At 68.4% G+C, this 18786-nt stretch carries 11 protein-coding genes; 9 read left to right on the forward strand and 2 right to left on the reverse strand.

The annotated features are described in order from the left end of the window. The first annotated feature begins 859 nt into the window (after window positions 1–859). The 3 genes from ACFYX4_RS38640 (at window position 860) to ACFYX4_RS38650 (ending at window position 3581) form a co-directional block, all read left to right on the forward strand. Window positions 860–1441, forward strand: a complete 582-nt coding sequence (locus tag ACFYX4_RS38640) for an SRPBCC family protein (RefSeq protein WP_389344202.1) — start codon at window positions 860–862, stop codon at window positions 1439–1441. Window positions 1442–1535: 94 nt separating this feature from the next. Then, window positions 1536–2162, forward strand: a complete 627-nt coding sequence (locus tag ACFYX4_RS38645; RefSeq protein ID WP_389344204.1) for an NAD(P)-dependent oxidoreductase — start codon at window positions 1536–1538, stop codon at window positions 2160–2162. A 243-nt stretch (window positions 2163–2405) separates the two neighbouring features. Further along, window positions 2406–3581 (forward strand): GDSL-type esterase/lipase family protein, encoded by a 1176-nt coding sequence (locus tag ACFYX4_RS38650; RefSeq protein WP_389344206.1) that lies wholly within the window; start codon window positions 2406–2408, stop codon window positions 3579–3581. A gap of 115 nt (window positions 3582–3696) precedes the next feature. Here ACFYX4_RS38650 and ACFYX4_RS38655 read toward each other — a convergent pair whose 3' ends face one another. Then, window positions 3697–6441, reverse strand: coding sequence for a family 78 glycoside hydrolase catalytic domain (locus ACFYX4_RS38655; protein ID WP_389344208.1), 2745 nt, complete (start codon window positions 6439–6441; stop codon window positions 3697–3699). Window positions 6442–7456: 1015 nt separating this feature from the next. On the opposite strand from ACFYX4_RS38655, the gene ACFYX4_RS38660 reads away from it, so the two are divergent. Further along, window positions 7457–10078 carry a family 78 glycoside hydrolase catalytic domain gene (locus tag ACFYX4_RS38660; RefSeq protein WP_389344210.1) on the forward strand — a complete coding sequence of 874 codons (2622 nt, stop codon included), beginning with the start codon at window positions 7457–7459 and terminating at the stop codon, window positions 10076–10078. A gap of 349 nt (window positions 10079–10427) precedes the next feature. Here the strand turns inward: ACFYX4_RS38660 and ACFYX4_RS38665 are convergent, their stop codons facing one another. Next, on the reverse strand, window positions 10428–11804 hold the full coding sequence (locus ACFYX4_RS38665; protein ID WP_389344212.1) for a GH1 family beta-glucosidase: 1377 nt from the start codon (window positions 11802–11804) through the stop codon (window positions 10428–10430). Window positions 11805–12026: 222 nt separating this feature from the next. Between ACFYX4_RS38665 and ACFYX4_RS38670 the strand changes: the two genes are divergently transcribed. The 5 genes from ACFYX4_RS38670 to ACFYX4_RS38690 all read left to right on the forward strand — a co-directional run bounded on the left by ACFYX4_RS38670 (window position 12027) and on the right by ACFYX4_RS38690 (window position 18685). Beyond that, a complete protein-coding gene (locus tag ACFYX4_RS38670; protein ID WP_389344214.1) occupies window positions 12027–13181 on the forward strand; it encodes a LacI family DNA-binding transcriptional regulator in 1155 nt (384 codons plus the stop codon). A 396-nt stretch (window positions 13182–13577) separates the two neighbouring features. Beyond that, entirely contained in the window at window positions 13578–15098 is a 1521-nt protein-coding gene (locus ACFYX4_RS38675) for an ABC transporter substrate-binding protein (protein ID WP_389344216.1), read from the forward strand. Window positions 15099–15127: 29 nt separating this feature from the next. Beyond that, window positions 15128–16069, forward strand: a complete 942-nt coding sequence (locus ACFYX4_RS38680; RefSeq protein ID WP_389344218.1) for an ABC transporter permease — start codon at window positions 15128–15130, stop codon at window positions 16067–16069. Window positions 16070–16131: 62 nt separating this feature from the next. Next, on the forward strand, window positions 16132–17841 hold the full coding sequence (locus ACFYX4_RS38685; RefSeq protein WP_389344220.1) for a dipeptide/oligopeptide/nickel ABC transporter permease/ATP-binding protein: 1710 nt from the start codon (window positions 16132–16134) through the stop codon (window positions 17839–17841). A 1-nt stretch (window position 17842) separates the two neighbouring features. Continuing rightward, the gene (locus ACFYX4_RS38690) at window positions 17843–18685 is read left to right on the forward strand and encodes an ABC transporter ATP-binding protein (protein WP_389344223.1); all 843 of its coding nucleotides are present in this window, start codon (window positions 17843–17845) and stop codon (window positions 18683–18685) included. Window positions 18686–18786 lie beyond the last annotated feature (101 nt).

Below are 18786 nucleotides of genomic sequence, written 5' to 3' on the forward strand. Positions count from 1 at the left end.
AACTACAGACACTCCTCGCCGTCTGGACCGGCGCCTGCCCCACCTGCCATCGCGACATACCCACACCACTACGAACCTGACCAAGCCCTACTAGGGCCGGCAGCCGGAACCCTCCACCACCCCGACCGGCGTCGCGGTCTTCCCCAAGGACCTCAGCCTGACCATCCGTCGCTTCGCCGAAGCCACCAACACCATCACGCACTGGTCCGAGTTCGACCGCGGCGGCCACTTCCCCTCCATGGAGCAGCCCGATCTGCTGGTCGCCGACGTCCGAGGGTTCTTCCAGAGTCTTCCTGGGACATCACGGTCATCTTCTCGGCCGTGAGAGGCCGAGCTTGCGGACTGAGACATTCACGCGGCGTCGCGTTCCCCGGTCTGCCCCCCACGTCCATCAGTGGTGGCAGACCGGGTACCGGTTCCGGGCGGTCTCCTTGTACGCGTGGCCCGCAGGTGGCGACCACCGTAAGGAGATACAGGGACACGACGACCGTCGGTGCCTCTCCTGCGTACTGACCGCCCTCCTGGCAGGCGTCGCCTGCATCCCTGCACCGTAGCTGCGGCCGAGGCGCGCCAGTACGCGGAACTGCGGTGGCAAAACCCACTATCCCGGCTGCCCATGCGCACCGATTCGACCACCTGGCATTCATGGCTGTACTCAACGCAATTCCTCGATAGCGATCCTATGACTCGAAGTTGCGACTGAGTTTCACCTTTGCTAACGTGTAGCACGAATGGCGGAGTGGCTCCAAGGGAAGCCGCGCCGACGGGCGTGCCTCGTCTGAGTCGCGCCGCCGAGCACGGGGGCAGCCATCTCCCGGGCGGGCAAGTGGTCGCTGGCGCGGCCAGCGGGGAGTGCCAAATGCGAGAGATCAGCACGTACATCGACATCGACGCGAGCCCCGGGCTGGTGTGGGAGGTCCTGACGGACTTCGCCCGCTATCCGGACTGGAATCCGTACATCCGTGAGCTGACCGGAGAGCTTCGGGTCGGGGCCACGTTGGCCCTGCGGACGCAGCCCGCGAAGGGCCGCCCGGTCAATTTCAAGGCGCGTGTGACAGCGGTGACGGAGGGCGCCGAGCTCCGCTGGGCCGGCGGGCTGCCCGTTCCGGGCCTCTTCGGCGGCGATCACGGCTTTGCCCTCAACCCGCACAACAGCGGGACGCGGGTGCTCCAGGACGAGAGGTTTTCGGGACTGCTGGTTACCCGTGATGAGCAGCATCATCGACCGCACGCTGGAGAACTTCGAGCGGATGAACCAGCCCCTCAAGGAATGGGCGGAAGCCAAGGCCTCGGCCGGGGCAGGGCGGTGACCGCACACGACGTGCCCGGCTGCAAGGAGCGGGTTCCCGTCAGCAACAGATGTAGTAGCTGCCCGGACTTGCCCCCTCAGCGGGAGCCGGTTGCCGCAGGCGCGCTGCCCCGCCGGTGTGCTCATCGGTGAGCCTGCCCGCGCTGAGCTGCGCCTGCCCGGTGCGGCGCGGCGAACACCAGATTCGTACACGAGAGCCGTTCAGGCTCCTGAAAGGGCTACTGCAATGAGATTTCTCCTCCTGGGTGCCACCGGCGCGACCGGCGCCCTCTTCACGGACGCGGCCACCGCCGCCGGACACGAGGTGGTCGCCTTCGTCCGCGACCGGGCCAAGCTCGCCCAGCGCGAGCGGGTGACCGCGGTCGCTGGTGACGTCCGCGACGCCGATGCGCTGGCCGAGGCCATGCGCGGCGTGGACGCGGTGGTCAGCACCCTCGGGATCGGCAAGGCCAAGGACCCGGCGAACCTGATCACCGACAGCACCCGCGCACTCGTCCAGGCCGCCGAGGCCAGCGGCACCAAGCGAGTAGTGGTCATGTCGGCGTTCGGCGTCGGCGAGTCCCTGGCAAAGGCCTCCGGGATCGTCCGGTTCCTCTACAAGGGCGGCAAGGCGAACTTCGCCGACAAGGCCGCAGGCGAGCGCATCCTCACCGCCTCCGCCCTGGACTGGACGCTCGTCTACCCGGTGCTGCTGACCAACAAGCCGGCCACGACCGTCCAGGCCATCGACCTGAAGCAGCTCGACCGCCTGCCCGGCATGCCCCGGGTCTCCCGGGCCGATGTCGCCGCGTTCCTGCTCAGCGCCGCCGCCGAGGGCTCCTGGTCCCGGCGCACCGCAGTGCTCACCAAGTAGGCCCGCCCTCCCATGGCCGTCGCCGGGAGGGCTTACGGCGATCACTCCTGCCACGCACCGTAATGGTCATGCCTACCGATCACGACGGTCATCGCCCCCATACACCGGGCCAGTTGACGCGCTCATGGGTGCCGCCCCCGGGATAGGGGCCAGCCAAGGTGAGGCCAAAAGCCGCCACGGGATGATCTTGGTTTTCTGATCCCCTACCGCCTCTCTACCACCGACGAACCAGTTGAGGCAGCGATGCACACCACCCCCCGCCGGATCACCACCCCCATCACCGCCGATCTCCTGCGCGGCGCCCTGGAGCTGGAGCGCACCGAGCACGGCGTACTGCCGCACCGACTGCCCGCCCGGGCCCGCGCCCAGTGCGCCGACCCGCAACTGGCCATGGTCGAGTCCCAGCCCTCCGGCGTACGGCTGGTCTTCCGCAGCCGCGCCACCACCGTCGAGCTCGACGCCCTGCGCACCAAGCGGACCCTTGTGGGCGCCCCTGCCCGCCCGGACGGTCTGTACGAACTCCTCGTCGACGGCCGCCTGACGGGCCGGGCGAACGTGCCGGACGGCAACACCATCAGCATCGACATGACCGCCGGAACGGCGGAGCACCGCCCGGGCCCGCCCGGCACCGTGACCTTCACGGACCTCCCCGGCGGTCTCAAGACGATCGAGATCTGGCTTCCGCACAACGAGACCACCGAACTCCTCGCCCTGCGTACCGACGCCCCCGTCGAGCCCGCCCCCGACCCGGGCCGCAGGGTGTGGCTGCACCACGGCAGCTCGATCAGTCACGGCTCCGACGATGCCGGCCCGACCGGCACCTGGCCCGCCCACGCCGCATCCCTGGGCGGCGTCGAACTGATCAACCTGGGCCTCGGCGGCAGCGCCCTCCTCGACCCCTTCACCGCCCGCGCCATGCGGGACACCCCTGCCGACCTGATCAGCGTCAAGATCGGCATCAACCTCGTCAACCACGACGTGATGAGGCTGCGCGCCTTCACCTCCGCCGTCCACGGCTTCCTCGACACCCTCCGCGACGGCCACCCCACCGCACCCCTCCTTGTCGTCTCCCCGATCCTCTGCCCCATCCACGAGGACACCCCCGGCCCCAGCGCCCCCGACGTCACCGAACTCGCCGAGGGCCGCGTCCACTACCGCGCCATGGGCGACCCGGCGGACCCCACCCCCGGAAAGCTGACCCTCCGCGTCATCCGCGACGAACTCTCCGCCCTGGTGGCCCAACGCACGAAGGACGACCCCCACCTCCACTACCTCGACGGCCTCGCCCTCTACGGCGAGACCGAGGCCACCACCCTCCCCCTCCCGGACAACCTCCACCCGGACGCCGAGACGCACCGCCACATAGGCAAGCGTTTCGCGGACCTGGCTTTCCGAGCCGACGGCCCCTTCGCCCCGTAAAGGGGCGCGGAGCTACATATGCGGCTCCTCCGCCTGGGCGCGATCAACCACCCACAACCCTCACCCGCCCACGAACCCCACCCCTTCCTACGGCATGCGTCGTGGCCGCGAGCAGTCAGTCAGGGAACGGTCCGAAGATGGCGTCCACCTCATGCTGGAAGGCGCCTGCGCCCGGTGAGAACTCCTGCGGTGCGAGGGCGCGAGCGAGATCCGTCGCGGGCGCGTCGAGGTGCGCGGCGAGCCGACGGGCCGCCTCCGCCTCGCCGCCGGGGGCCACACCGGTCCGGACAGCCGCAGCGACTACCGCGGACCACGTCGCCGGTTCGTCGAGCACATCGCGGACGGTGACCGGCGTACGCGGCTCCGGGGAGGTCGGGAACGGGTCGGGCACCTCCCAGCGATGCTCGCCGTGTGCGACGGTCTCGTGCGCGTCGGTGCCGGGCAGCCGCACCTGCGCGGTGGTCCCGACGGGAACCTGCGCCTCCAGGCGGAACCGGCCGTCGGCGCGTGTCCAGGCCACGCGGGCTTCGCCGTACGGAGTGAGATGGCGGGCCGAGGCGGAGGTCAGCGCGGCGGACGGCACGGGGTGGATGGTGATCTCGCGGTAGCCGGGCGCTGCGGGGGCGAGGCCGGCGACCCGCCGGTGCAGCCAGTCCGCGACCGCGCCGAGCGCGTAGTGGTTGAAGGAGGTCATCTCGCCGGGGTTGATACTGCCGTCGGGCAGCATGCTGTCCCAGCGCTCCCAGATCGTGGTCGCGCCCATGGTCACCGGATAGAGCCACGAGGGGCAGCCCGTCTGCAGCAGCAGCCGGTAGGCAACATCGGCATGTCCGGTCGAGGTCAGTGCGTCGGTCACCACCGGGGTGCCCACGAACCCGGTGCCGATGCGGAAACCGCCGGCGCGCACGAGGTCCGCCAGCCGCCGGCCTGCCTCCTTGCGCTGCTCCTCGCCGGGCAGCAGTGCCCACTCGATGGCCAGGGCGTAGACGGTCTGCGCGTCGGACAGGACACGGCCGGCGGGCGTGACGAAGGCACGGGCGAACGCCTCGCGGACCTCGGCCGCCAGGGCTGCGTGGTGGTCCGCCACCTCGTTCCGCCCCACCACTCGGGCCGCCTCGGCCACGATTTCGGCCGAGCGGGCCAGATGTGCGGTGGCAACCACATCGGGATCGGCCTTGGCCCGGTAGGGGTCCTCGGGCGGCGCGGTCGGGTCCAGCCAGTCGCCGAACTGGAAGCCGCCCGTCCACAGCCGGTCGGGGCCGGCGAGTTCGGCCATCCGGTTCACCCAGGCGCACATGCTCGGCAGCTGCCGCTCCAATACGCCGCGGTCCCCGGTGCGTTGGTACAGCACCCAGGGCACCACGGTCGCGGCGTCGCCCCAGGCCGCCGCGCTGGGAGACGGGGTCCGCAGCACGTCCGGCACCACGAACGGGACGGATCCGTCGGGCTGTTGTTCGGCTGCCAGGTCGGCGAGCCATGAGTCGAGGAAGCCCGCGGTGTCGAAGAGGAAGGCCGCCGTGGGCGCGAACACCTGGATGTCGCCGGTCCAGCCGAGCCGTTCGTCCCGCTGTGGACAGTCGGTGGGTACGTCGACGAGGTTGCCGCGCATGCTGCGGACCACGTTGTCGTGGAACTGGTTGAGCAGTTCGCGCGAGGAGCTGAACCAGCCCGTGCGCCGCAGGTCCGACCCGATCACCACCGCCTCGATGTCCTCACCGCGCAGGCCCGGCGCGCCGGACACCTCCGCGTACCGGAAGCCGTGGAACGTCAGGGACGGTTCGAGGACTTCTCCGTCGGTGCCCGTGACGAGGTAACTGTCGGTTGCCTTGGCCGTGCGCAGGGGACGGGTGCCGAGTTCCCCTTCCTCCAGGACCTCCGCGTGCCGTACGACGACCTCGCTGCCCGGCGCGAGACCGCGGACGCGCAACCGCACCCAACCCACGGCGATCTGGCCGAAGTCGACCAGCGTCCGGCCCGACGGTGAGGTCCACACCCGCTCGGGCGAGAGCAGAGAACTGACCCGCACGCCGGGCCCGTCCGGCGCCACGAGGGGCGTGCAGTCACTCTCGATCACTTCGACTCCGCCGGTGGCCGGGCGCCGGCATGCGCCCCGCCGCCGTAGGTCGGTGCGCTGGCCGTCGTAGAGATCGTCGGCGAGTACCTCGCTCTCGCGCGCTGTCCACGTGCCGTCGGTGGCGAGGCCGTGCACGCTGCCGTCAGCGGTCGTGACCTCCAACTGCGCCAGCAGCGCGAGTCGGTCACCGTAGAGCGCGCGCTCGCCCTGGAAACCGAGTCGGCCCCGGTACCAGCCGTTGCCCAGCAGGAAGTCCAGCTCGTTGCGCCCACTGCGGACCAGGTCCGTGACGTCGTACGTCTGGTAGCGCAGCCGGTGCTGATAGGCGGTCCACCCCGGCGTCAGGACGAGGTCGCCGACGCGGCGACCGTTGAGTGTGGCGACGTACACACCGTGAGCCGTGGCGTACAGCCGGGCCTTGACCACCTCGCCAGGCACGTCCAGCGAGCCGTTCAACACCGGCGCGGGCGCGTGCAGATCACCGACGCCGGTCGGGCTCACGAAGGCAGCGGACCAATCGGAGGCGTCGAGCAGACCGGCCTCCACGACTGCCGGCGCTCCCCACTCGCTCCACTCTTCCTTGTGCGCGACGCGGATCCATACCCGAGCGGACTCACGGGACGCGAGCGGCTCGGCCGGCCAGGGCACCAGCACCTGCTCGCCGCTGTCCACCCGGTATCTCTCACGGTTTCCGTCCCGACTGATCTCGACCTCGTACGCCGTCTGCTCATAGCCCTCGTCGGCCTGCGGAACCGTCCACGACAAGCGGGGGGTACCAGTCCCCACGCCGAGCACGGAAGAATCGTCCGTGTGGTGCTCGAATCGAGGTGCGCGGGGAGCGGCAGCCACAACCATGCAGGTCTCCAGACTTCTCGGCAGATAGGTGGGATCCGGGACGGGGTGTACGCGTTGTCTGGTGGAAACGACCTCGCGAGCCCTCGGAATGAGGGGCGTCGAATGGGGGGCCTGATCTTTTGCATCGTTCCATAAGCACCTTGACTTAGGAAGGCACTGATGGCGAGTCCACCGTTAGTGCAGAGCAGTTGTCCGTAGCCGGGCCCAGGCCCGTAACGCGGGGCCGACACGTGCGTTCCGAAGGGTGGCCGGAGGACTCCGTGACACATGGGCATGGTTGGCATGCCCAGCTCTCCAAAGTAGGCTTGCAACGATGCAGAAGTCTGGACGGGAGGACAAGACCTCCTCTACTGCTGTCCCCACCTCGACTGGCCCGTGCACTACGTCGCCCCGCACGCCACCTGCGACCGCGCGCGAGACGCATAGCCCAGCCGAGTAAACCCGCCCACCAACTGCCCGTACGCGACCCTGTGCCCTCGTGACCTGTGCATACTCGGTAGAACAATCTAACCAGGAGCCGGTGCGCGAGACACCCCCACCTCGACTACTCCATGGTTCACCAGCGCCTTGCCCGAGGCTCCCCCTCTCGGCAAGCCTCGGGCGACATCTGCCTGACCTGGTGATTCGACACTCACGACACGGACCTTTACGGAAACGTTACCTCGCTACACCAGCGCATCTTCTTGACCACCGTCGGTCCGCTACCTAGCCTCACCTGAAACGTTACAGAGATTCGCATCCCGCCTTCCCGGCCCGGCCTGAGGAACTGCCAAGGGGATGCGCCTCTCCCCCACGGCGCCCTGTGCGATGGAGCGTTGCGTGTAGAGCGACCGAGCCTCCTGCCGTTGACGGCCAGCGGTGATGGATCCGCCCGCCCGCGGAGCGCGAGGCGGGCGCGCCGATCCTCTTTGTGCCCAAGCACCTTGTCAGAGCAACGGAGGCCTTTATGGATGAGCGGACAACGACCAACGCACCGCACCGGCTGCGTTTCGAGCACCTTGATGACGCCGTTCTGGGAACGGATGTCGCCCGCCCACGTCTGTCGTGGCAATTGCCCGCCGGTGCCACGCGTCAGACGGCGTACGAGATAGAGGCCGGCGACTGGTCGACCGGCGTCGTGCGATCCGCCGAGCGCGTTCTGGTCCCGTACACGGGCCCTGAGCCGTCCGCCCGTGAGCGCGTCGAGTGGCGGGTGCGTGTGTGGACCGACCTCGGCGAGAGCGACTGGTCGGCGTCGGCGTTCTGGGAGATGGGGCTGCTGCGGCGAAGCGACTGGTCGGCTTCCTGGATCCGGCCCCATGAGCAGGACGTGCCCGAGCCCGGTCATCGACCCGTCTACGCCCTGCACTCCAAGGTGGACCTGCCCGGGCCGATCGCCTCGGCCCGGGCCTACGTCACAGCCCACGGCATCTACGAGCTGGTGGTCAACGGTCAGCGGATCGGCGACCAGGAGCTCGCTCCGGGCTTCACCGCCTACCGGTCGAACCTTCAGGTGCAGACCTATGACCTGACCACCGCATTGCATCAAGGTGCGAACGACCTAGGCGCATTCCTCTCCGACGGGTGGTATCGCGGCCTGTTCGGCTACGGCCGTACCTACGACAACTTCGGTGACCGCACGGCGTTCCTCGCCCAGTTCGAAGTCGTCCACACCGACGGTTCCAGGACCGTGGTCGGTACCGGCCTCGGCTGGGGCTCCACCATCTCCGACTCGACGGAGGCCGACCTGCTCGACGGACAGCGCGTGGTGCAGCAGGCGGGCGGCTTCCGCTGGGATCGCCGCGACTGGCAGCCGGTGCTCGAGCCGACGGATCCGCTGTGCGCCGACTGGAGCCGCCTGTGCGCGACTCCGGCACCTCCGGTTCGCCGCGTCCGGTCGATCACGCCTGTGTCGGTGACGACGCTCGAGGGCGGGCGGCACATCGTCGACCTCGGCGAGAACACCAACGGCTGGATCCACCTCGACGAGGCACGTCCCGGGACGGAGATCGTGCTGACGCATGGCGAGGCCCTCGACGCCGACGGCGACGTCACGACCGACCACCTGCGTCCCGACGCGGACAGCCCCACTCCGAGCCCGTTCAACCAGATCGACTCGGTGGTCTCCGCCGGCGACGGCCAGGCGTTCGAACCGCGCCACACGACCCACGGGTTCCAGTACGTGGCCGTCGACGGACTGCCCGGACCTCTCGGCACGGCCGACGTCCACGGCGTCGAAGTCCGCACGGATCTGCGCCCTACCGGCACCTTCCATTGCAGTGACCGCCGCATCGAACTGCTGCACGAGGCCGCGGTGCGCAGCTGGCGGACCAATGCCTGCGACGTGCCGACCGACTGCCCCCAGCGTGAGCGAGCGGGGTGGACGGGCGACTACCAGGTCTTCGTGTCGACGGCGGCCTTCCTCGACGACATCGCCGGGTTCACCGACAAGTGGCTGAAGGACCTGGCCTCCGACCAGGTGCCGAACGGCCTGGTCAGGAACTACGTCCCGTCTCCGGAGGCGGCGGTCGCGGTCGTCGAGGGTTCCTCGGGGTGGGGCGACGCGGCGGTTTCCGTACCGTGGCAGATGTGGCAGTCGTACCGGGATCGCGAGGTGTTGGCGCGGCAGTACCCGTCGGCCGTCGCGTGGCTGGAGTTCGTCGAGACGACCGCGCGTACGGCGCGAGCGCCGGAGCGGATCGCGGCGAATCCCGAGGCACCCGAACACGAGCGGTTCCTCTGGGACACCGGGTTCCATTGGGGGGAATGGCTGGAGCCCGGAGTCGAGATCGCCCTCTTCGAGGGCGACCATGCGATCGTCGCCACCGCCTACTTCGCCCACTCCGCCCGCCTGCTCGCCAAGACCGCGGAGGTACTGGGCAAGACGGCGGACGCGGCACGCTGGACCGAGCTCGCGGCGAACGTCGAGCACGCCTGGGCCACCGAATTCATCGGCGCCGACGGTCGGCTGGCGCGGGACAGCCAGGCAACCTACGTCAGAGCGCTGCGGTTCGGCCTGATCCCCGAGCACCTCGTGCCGTCGGCGGTCGAGCACCTCGTCGAACTGATCCGGGCCGATGGCACACACCTGTCGACCGGCTTCCTGTCCACCGGGATGCTGCTGCCGGTACTGGCGGACAACGGCCGTGCCGATGTCGCGTTCGACCTGCTCTTCCAGGACACCTCGCCTTCGTGGCTGACGATGATCGACCGTGGCGCCACCACCATCTGGGAGCACTGGGACGGCATCGACGCCAAGGGCACACCCAGCGGCTCGCTCAACCACTACAGCAAGGGGGCGGTCATCGGGTTCCTGCACCGGTACGTGGCCGGCCTGCGTCCGCTCGAATCGCACCCCGGGTATGAGCGCTTCATCGTGGAACCGGTGATCGACGACCGGCTGGACTGGGCACGAGTGACGCTCGAGACTCCCTTCGGGCTCGCGTCGTCATCGTGGCGACGTGAGGACGGCGCTATCCGCTACGAGGTCGTCGTCCCGGCGGACACCGAATGCGAGTTCCGTGTGGGCGAAACTGTTGTCCTGGGGCCGGGGACCCACGTAATCGCGTTCAGTCCTCTTGCCCGGTAGGACAGCGGTGGTGGTCTTCTTGCTGTCGTGGGTGGGGACGTCGCTGCACGCCGGGCGGGAGTGATCGTCCGCGGCGGTGGCAGGTAGCTGCAACCGGCCCCGCGGCGCTTGCTGCGCGCCGTCCTATGGCCTGGGCGCCCTTGTCGCACCGTTGTCGCCAGTTCGCGATGAGTGCGAGTGTCGGCTGACCTAGTCATACGCCGACGATGTCGGGTGCGGACGCGGACGGGCGACTCAGACAGCACGGGCGGACGGCGCACGGGGAGGAGGTGCCGCCCGCCCGTGCTGTCGCTCAAGGGGGCCGCCACAGCGAAAGGCGCGCGGCCCCAACGGGAAGCTCTCGGTCCGGTCAGCCCTGTGCCGCGATCAACCGCTGGTACCAGCGGTAGCTGTCCTTGGGCGTGCGCCGCAGGGTGTCGTAGTCGACATGGACGATCCCGAAACGCCTGTCGTAGCCGAAGGCCCACTCGTAGTTGTCGAGCAGCGACCAGACGTAGTAACCGCGTACGTCCACTCCTTCGGCGACGGCGTTCGCGACGGCGGCCATGTGGTCGCGGAGGTACGCGATCCGGTCGGCATCGTGGATCTGGCCGTCGGCGGACAGCACGTCGTCCTCCGCCGAACCGTTTTCGGTGATGAAGACGGGCGGAAGGGCGTCCGCGTACTCGTGACGCAGTGAGACGAGCAGTTCGCGCAGACTGTCGGGAACCACCGCCCAACCCATCGCGGTGCGCCGGGCTCCCGGGGTGTCGACCGTCTCGATGCGGCAGTCCGTCGCGGTACGCACGGCCGGGTCGGGCCGGCGATGAGACGCGTCACGGACCACGGTGGGGGTGTAGTAGTTGATCCCGAGGAAGTCCATCGGCGTGGAGATCAGCTCCAGGTCGCCCTCTTGCCGGAAGGTCTGCCGGGTGATCAGCTCACCCCACGTCTCCTCTTCGGCGGATGGATAGCGCCCGCGCAAAAGCGGATCGGTCCACATCAGCTTCTGCATGGTCTCAGCACGTACGACGGCCGCGAGATCCGCGGCGGAGTCGGAGGCCGCGGTCACGTGACTGAGGTTGAGCGTGATGCCCGCCTCCCGGACGCCGGCGGTACGCAGCGCCCGCATCGCCAGGCCGTGACCGATCAGCAGATGATGGGCGGCGGCCAGGGCCGGGGTGCCTTCCTTTGCACCGGGGGCGTGATGGCCGTCCGCATAGCCCAGGAAGGCGCTGCACCCGGGCTCGTTGAGGGTGATCCAGCGGGGGACCCGGTCGGCCAGGGCGGCGGCGACCAGGGCCGTGTACTCGCCGAACCGCTCCGCGGTGTCGCGTGTCCGCCAGCCGCCAAGGTCTTCCAGGGCCTGCGGCAGGTCCCAGTGGTAGAGAGTCGCGGCCGGTTCGACCTTGGCGGCCAGCAGTTCGTCCACCAGCCGGGAGTAGAAGTCCAGGCCCTTGTGGTTCACCGGGCCCGAGCCGGTCGGCTGGATGCGCGGCCAGGCGATGGAGAAGCGGTACGAGCCGACGCCCAACTCGCGCAGCAGCGCCACGTCCTCGGGAAATCGGTGGTAGTGGTCGCAGGTCACGTCCCCGGTGGCGCCGTGCAGTACCCGGCCCGGCTCGCGGGAGAAGCTGTCCCAGATGGAGGGCCCGCGGCCGTCCTCGTGGACCGCGCCTTCGATCTGGTACGAGGCGGTGGCGGCACCGAACACGAAGTCGGGCGGAAGGGAGGGGAGTTCGCTCATGCTGTCCTTGCCTCTTGTTGTGTGCCGGAGTCGCCGGTGAGGACGGTCCGAGGCGGGGTGTCCGCGTGGTCGTGCGGAGACACGCTCTCGGCTCCTGGATCGAGCTGCTTCGACGGGACCATCATCTTTTGTATCGTTCCATGGATAGATCGGCTTAGGAAGGCGTCGGCACCCCGCTCCAGGGCGACCTGAGCGGTCCTGGTCTGTCACTGCGGCTGTAGCATGGCGCCCGTGGAAGATGACGCTGCTGAACCTGGTGCGCGGGACGACGTGCGTGACTCCAGTGGTGGCCGGGCGGTGCCGGTGCGCGCTGACGACACCACCGTGTCCCGGCAACCTTCCAGGGGTCGTCGTGCAACGATTCAGGACGTGGCGCGGGAAGCGCAGGTCTCGGTTTCGACCGTCTCCAACGTGATCCGCGACGCCCCGGGTGTCCGCCCCCAGATGAAGGCCAAGGTCACCGCGGCGATCAGGAAACTGGGTTACCGGCCCCAGGCCGGCGCCCGTGCGATGCGAGGACGCTCCTACACCATCGGCGTCATGCTCACCGAGTTCTCGGCCCCCTTCCAGACCGAGATCGCGGAAGGGATCGCCGACGAGCTGGAGCCGAGTCCGTACCAGGAGATCTTCGTCGCCGGAGGCCTCTCCCCCGAGCGCCAGCAGAAAAGCATCGAAGCCCTCACCGACAGGCAGGTGGACGGGCTCATCGTCATCGCGCCGGCGATGGCCACCTCGTGGCTGGAGAAACTCGGGTCCGGACTGCCCACCCTGGTGATCGCACGGCACGGCGGCTCCGCCCAGTACGACACCGTCGTGGACGACGACCAGGGCGGCGCGCGCCTCATGGTCGATCACCTCGTGGCCCTGGGCCACAAGCGCATCCTGCACACCAGTCATCCGGCCGGACGCCTCAAGAGGCCCTTCGTCCTGGCCCACACCGCGCGATGCGACGGCTACGTCAACGCCATGAAGAGGCACGGTCTCGAGCCCGATGTCATCGAGACCACATACTCGGAAGCAGGCGGGTACCAGGCCGCACTGGAAGCCCTCGCCAGGCCGACGCCACCGACGGCCGTCTTCGCCGGTGCGGACATCGCCGCATTCGGTGCCCTGCGTGCTGCGGAAGAGCGTGGCTTGAGGGTGCCTCAGGACGTCACCATCGCCGGGTACGACAACGTCTATGCCTCGACCATCGGCCGGGTCTCCCTCACGACGGTCGACCAGTCGGGCCACCTCACGGGCCAGATGAGCGCGCGGCTCCTGCTGGAACGGCTGAACGGCCGGACCCAGCCCGTGCACTACGTCGTGTCCCCTCGACTGATGCCGCGTGGCACGAGTGCGGCCCCGGTACGCAAGTCCGCCCGACGGCTGGCCTGACGGGGCGAGCGAACCGTCCGGTTCCCACCTCCACACGCCTTCACCCCATTAGAACGGTCCAAAGATCACGGGTGAGGGAAGAGGACATTCCTCTTCGCACGGCTCGACGTCCACCAGCGCACCGACACGAGACGCCTGTCGCCGACCACACCGAGCCATAGGCGACCTGACCTGCCTATTTGGCACCACAGTATGGACGCGTTACGAAACCGTTACCGCGCAATCACAACGCGCTCCCTTGACCCATCACTATCCGCTACTTAGCCTCCACTTGAAACGTTCCAGAGCGCAATTTCAGCCAGTATGCGCCTCTTCGACCATCCCGAGCGCAGACGTTTCCGCCAGTTCTCACGGCCGCATCCGGCCGAGCCTCTCCCGTGTCCGAAGGAGCCGATCATGCGGCGCACCAAAACTCGCGTATCACTGACCATGGCGACGGCCCTGACCTCCCTGGCAGCCCTCAGCGCGTGCACCGATTCGAACTCCGCATCCAGCTCCGGGGGCAAGAAGGACACGCTCATTCTGGGATCGACCGCCGACATCCAGGGCTGGGATCCGTCGAACCAGCCGTCCTTCCAGGGGTGGTCTGCCGATGCGGTGTACCAGACCCTGGTGCGGTTCGACACCACGGGCAAGGCCCACCCGGATGCCGCGACGAGTTGGGAGGTGAACTCCGACAACACCAGCGTGACGTTTCGTCTGCGGTCCGGCATGAAGTTCTCGGACGGCACACCGGTCGACTCCATGGCCTTCAAGAAGGCGCTGGAATACCAGGCAACGCACGGTGGCCAGGCCGCCCGGCTTGCCAAGGTAAAGGTCACCACCCCGGACGCCCGTACCGTGGTAGCCACCGTGCCGGAACCAGATCCCCAGATCCTTGGCATTGGCGGCGCGAAGCTGGCCAGCCCGAAGTACCTCGCCGCCGGCAAGGTGAACAAGGCCCCCGTCGGCTCCGGCCCCTACACGCTCGACCAGTCGGCGACGACCAGCGGCTCCACGTACACCTTCGTCAAGAACAACGCGTACTGGGACGCCAAGTCCTTCCCGTACAAGAAGCTCGTCATCAAGGTGATCAAGAACCAGACGGCAGCGCTCAACGCCCTGAAGACCGGGCAGATCGACGGCACCCTCATCCAGCAGTCGATGTTCAACGAAGCCAAGTCCTCCGGTCTCAAGACCCTGTCGATGCGCGGCACCACCACACGGCTGCTCCTGACGGACCACAAGGGCGAAAAAATCCCGGCCATCGGTGACCTGAGGGTCCGCCGCGCCATGAACATGGTGTTCGACAAGGACGCCATGGCGAAGGACTTCTACCAGGGGCGGGCCACTCCGACGCACCAGATCTTCCGCCCGGGATCGGCGGCGTACATCAAGGATCTCAAGGACCCGTACCCCTACAACGTCGCCAAGGCCAAGGAGCTGATGAGGGAGGCGGGATACGAGAAGGGCTTCACCCTCACCTTCCCCGTCATGGAGGGCCTGGGCATCGAGAAGCTGGTGCCCGTCGTCGCACAGCAGCTGGGCCAGCTCAACATCAAGGTCAAGCAGCAGACGCTGTCCGGCCCCAATGCGGTCGAGCAACTGCTCAGCGGTACGTACCCCGTGCCCCTGTGGCCGCTCGGGAACTACGGCGAGTCCATCACGGACATCAAGGACTATGTGCTGCCCGACGGCATCTGGAACGTCATGCACCAGCCCGACCCGACGGTGAAGAAGCTCTACGACAGGCTCATCACCGCCAAGGGGCAGAAGTCGGCCGAGATCCAGCAGGAGATCAACCGCTACATCATCGACCAGGCCTGGTTCGTCCCGATGGCCTACCCGGACGCCTTCTACGCCTACAGCCCGAAGATCGACATACCCGAGGCGACCGACTTCAACGCCCTCAACCCGCTACTGCGTGACTTCAAGTGAGCAGTCGGCCAGAGCGAGGGGAGCCGCAGATGTTCGGTGCTCTGCTGAAGAAGCTTGTCCGGGCGGTGGTCATACTGCTCGTCGTCAGCTTCACCACTTTTGCGTTGATGTACGGCAACGGGTCCGGGATCGCGCGTGCGGTACTGGGCCAGGAGGCCAGGGACTCCGATGTCCGGTTGGAGATGACGCGCCTCGGTCTCGACCGGCCGCTGCTCGTGCAGTACGGAGACTGGCTCAAGGGGGTGGTCACCGGCGACTTCGGCGAGTCGTTCTTCACAGGACAGTCCGTGACGTCCCTGTTGGCCTCCCGCGTGCCGGTGACACTCGCCCTGGTCATCCTCGCGATCGTCCTGACGGCCATCCTCAGCGTCCTCATCGGTGTCACCGCCGCCGTCCGCGAGGGCTGGATCGACCGGGTGGTGCAGTTCCTGGCTGTTCTGGGGGCCGCGATCCCGGCCTTCATCATCGCGATCGCACTGGTCTTCGCGTTCGCCATCTCGGTCCGGCTCCTCCCGGCGACCGGATACGTCTCCCCGGACCAGAGCCCCACCGGCTGGCTCGAGTCCGTCACGCTTCCGGTGCTCGCTCTGCTGACGGGATCGGTCGCGAGCGCGGCTTCGCAGTTCCGTGGAGCCGTCATCGACATGCTCTCCCGGGACTTCGTCCGCACGCTGCGGGCACGCGGGATCAGCGAGTCCCGGGTCCTCTTCCGCCATGTTCTGCGCAACGCCGGCGGCCCCGGGCTCATGGCCCTGAACCTGCAGATCATGACCCTCCTGGGCAGCGCGGTCTTCGTCGAGCAGATCTTCGCGCTCCCCGGTCTGGGGGAAGCCGGCAACCAGGCATCCCAACAGGGCGATGTACCGGTGGTGATGGGAATCCTGGTCGTGGCCGTCTTCATCGTCCTCGTCGTCAACGTGCTGGGTGACCTCGCGAACGCGGCACTCAATCCGAAAGCGAGGACGCGATGAGCGTGCCCGAGCTCTCCGCGGCCGTCGGGCCGCAGACAGAGCCGACGGTCAAAGGACGGTCCGTGCTTCGCCGACTCGTGAGCGACCCGCCGGCCGCGTGCTGTCTGGCCTTCCTGCTCGTCGTCCTGATCCTGGGGTTGGGCAGCCCCTGGCTGGCGCCGGTGGACCCCAACGCCTCGGAGCTGTCGGCGGTGAACGCGCCGCCGTTCGGTTCAGGGCACTTCCTGGGCGCGGACGCATCGGGCCGGGACATCCTGTCGCGGCTGATGTGGGGGACGCAGCAGACAGCACTGGCCTGCGTGCTCCTTCTGGCCGTCTCGCTCGCGATCGGGGTGACGAGCGGCCTCGTCGCCGGCTACTACCGAGGCAGGGTCGAAACCGTCTCGAACTGGGTCTCCGACGTCGTCATGACGTTGCCCGGCGTCCTCCTCCTCTTCGCGCTCTACGCCAGGACTGGCCCCAACATCGTCGCCGCGATGATCGTCTTCGGCGTCCTCACCGCACCGTCCTATTTCCGACTGGTCAAGTCCGTCGTGGTGGGTGTCCGAAGTGAGCTCTACGTTGATGCGGCGAAGGTGGTCGGTCTCTCCGACCTGCGCATCGTCGGCCGTCACGTGCTCTGGGCGGTCCGCGCCCCTGTCATCATCCACAGCTCGTTCGTCCTCGCCGCGGGCATCGGCATCGAGGCCGGCGTCAGCTTCCTGGGGCTCGGTGATCCCGCCACGGCATCCTGGGGCACGGTGCTGCAGGACTCCTTCAGCAACATCTACACCAGCAAGGCCGGTGTCGTATGGCCGGCCCTTCTCATCAGCCTGACCATCCTGGCTCTCGTGCTGCTCGGCAACGCCCTGCGTGACGTGCTCCAGTCCTCGGCGCACCGCCCGACACCCTCGGCACGACTGCTCCGAGAGACAGCCCGGCGGGTTCGTGAGGAGAGCGCTGCCGCACTCGCGGAAGGACCTGCCCCCGCGACGAACGCGGTTCTGTCGATACGGGGCCTGCGCATCGGCTACCCGGACGGTGAGAGCGGCATACGCGAGGTCGTCCACGGCGTCGACCTGGACGTCCGCCCCGGCGAGATCCACGGTCTGGTGGGCGAGTCCGGATCGGGCAAGTCACAGATCGCCTTCTCGACCCTGGGCATCCTGCCCCGCGAGGCGGTCATTCTCGGGGGGCGTGTCCTCCTCGACGGCGAGGATCTGCTGGCGAGCGAGCAGCACATGCGCCAGGCACGCGGCCGGCGCATCGCGTACGTGCCGCAGGAGCCGATGTCGAATCTGGACCCCTGCTTCACGATCGGGGCGCAGCTCACCCAGGGCCTGCGCGCGGTCAAGACCGTGACGAAACGCGAAGCCGAACGTGAGCTGCTCGCCCTGCTCGCGCGGGTCGGCATCAAGGATCCGGAGAGGGTCTTCCGCCAGTACCCGCACGAGATCTCCGGCGGCATGGCCCAGCGCGTACTCATCTGCGGTGCCGTCGCCTCCGGCCCGGACCTGATCGTCGCGGACGAGCCGACGACCGCTCTGGACGTGACCGTGCAGGCAGAGGTGCTCGAGCTACTGCGAGAACTGCGTGACGAGCGAGGCCTCGCGATGATCCTGGTGACCCACAACCTCGGCGTCGTGGCAGACCTCTGCGACACCGTCAGCGTGATGAAGGACGGGCACATCGTGGAGCGGAGCGACGTGGACTCTCTCTTCGAGGCGCCCGACGAGGCGTACACGCGGGAACTGCTCTCGTCGGCACGCCGTGTCGAGATCGCGGAGGTGTGACGTGGCAGAGACGGTCCTGAAGGTCGAAGACCTGGTCGTACGCTACGGCGGACGCCGGTCCACCGGCGCCACCGTCATCGACGGCGTCTCCTTCGACCTCAACACCGGGGAGACGCTCAGCCTGGTGGGCGAGTCCGGATCGGGAAAGACGACGATCGGCCGCGCGATCCTCGGGCTCGCGCCGGTGACGGAGGGCTCCGTCTCGTTCCGGGGCGAGACCATCAGCAACATCCCACGGGCCCGCCGGCGCAAGGTCGCCCGGGACATCCAGGTGGTGTTCCAGGACCCGTACTCCTCGCTGAATCCGTCTATGTCGATCGAGGACATCCTGGTCGAACCCCTCCTGGCCACCGGGTCCCGAGACGGACGCACGCGCGTACGGGAACTGCTCGACGCCGTCGGCCTCCCCGCCGACTCCGCCCGTAGATCCCCCCGGGAGTTCTCCGGCGGACAGCGGCAGCGGATCGCCATCGCCAGGGCACTCGCCCTCGATCCCACGGTCATCATCTGCGACGAACCCACCAGCGCCCTGGACGTGACCACGCAGGCCCGGGTCCTCACGCTGCTGAAGGACATCCAGCGCGAGACGGGCGTGGCGTACCTGTTCATCAGCCACGACCTCGGCGTCGTCAACGAGGTGAGCGACAGAATCGCCGTCCTCCATCAGGGACGCATCGTCGAGATCGGCAAGGCGACCGACGTCGCGACTGCTCCTGAGCATCCCTACACACGCAGGCTGCAGATGGCGGCTCCCGTCGCGGATCCGATGAAGCAGCGCCTGCGGCGGGCCAAGCGCCTGGAAGCCATGGCGGCGGAGCTTCCGGCCCCCAAGGTCGGCTCATGAGCGGAAGCGACGCGCCCGTGACCGGCGACTCCGTCTCCAGGGCGTCGTCGCGGTCCGCCGACGGTCCGCACATGTCCCCGTGCGCGCGGGCCCTCTGAGTA

The sequence above is a fragment of the Streptomyces sp. NPDC002328 genome (assembly GCF_042890065.1).
In the GTDB taxonomy this organism is placed as follows: domain Bacteria; phylum Actinomycetota; class Actinomycetes; order Streptomycetales; family Streptomycetaceae; genus Streptomyces.

Excerpts from the sequence above, each read along its gene's own strand:
- ACFYX4_RS38650 (WP_389344206.1), top strand. The coding sequence starts at position 2,406 with ATGCACACCACCCCCCGCCGGATCACCACCCCCATCACCGCCGATCTC.
- ACFYX4_RS38675 (WP_389344216.1), top strand. The coding sequence starts at position 13,578 with ATGCGGCGCACCAAAACTCGCGTATCACTGACCATGGCGACGGCCCTG.
- ACFYX4_RS38640 (WP_389344202.1), top strand. The coding sequence starts at position 860 with ATGCGAGAGATCAGCACGTACATCGACATCGACGCGAGCCCCGGGCTG.
- ACFYX4_RS38645 (WP_389344204.1), top strand. The coding sequence starts at position 1,536 with ATGAGATTTCTCCTCCTGGGTGCCACCGGCGCGACCGGCGCCCTCTTC.
- ACFYX4_RS38680 (WP_389344218.1), top strand. The coding sequence starts at position 15,128 with ATGTTCGGTGCTCTGCTGAAGAAGCTTGTCCGGGCGGTGGTCATACTG.
- ACFYX4_RS38670 (WP_389344214.1), top strand. The coding sequence starts at position 12,027 with ATGGCGCCCGTGGAAGATGACGCTGCTGAACCTGGTGCGCGGGACGAC.
- ACFYX4_RS38665 (WP_389344212.1), bottom strand. The coding sequence starts at position 11,804 with ATGAGCGAACTCCCCTCCCTTCCGCCCGACTTCGTGTTCGGTGCCGCC.
- ACFYX4_RS38660 (WP_389344210.1), top strand. The coding sequence starts at position 7,457 with ATGGATGAGCGGACAACGACCAACGCACCGCACCGGCTGCGTTTCGAG.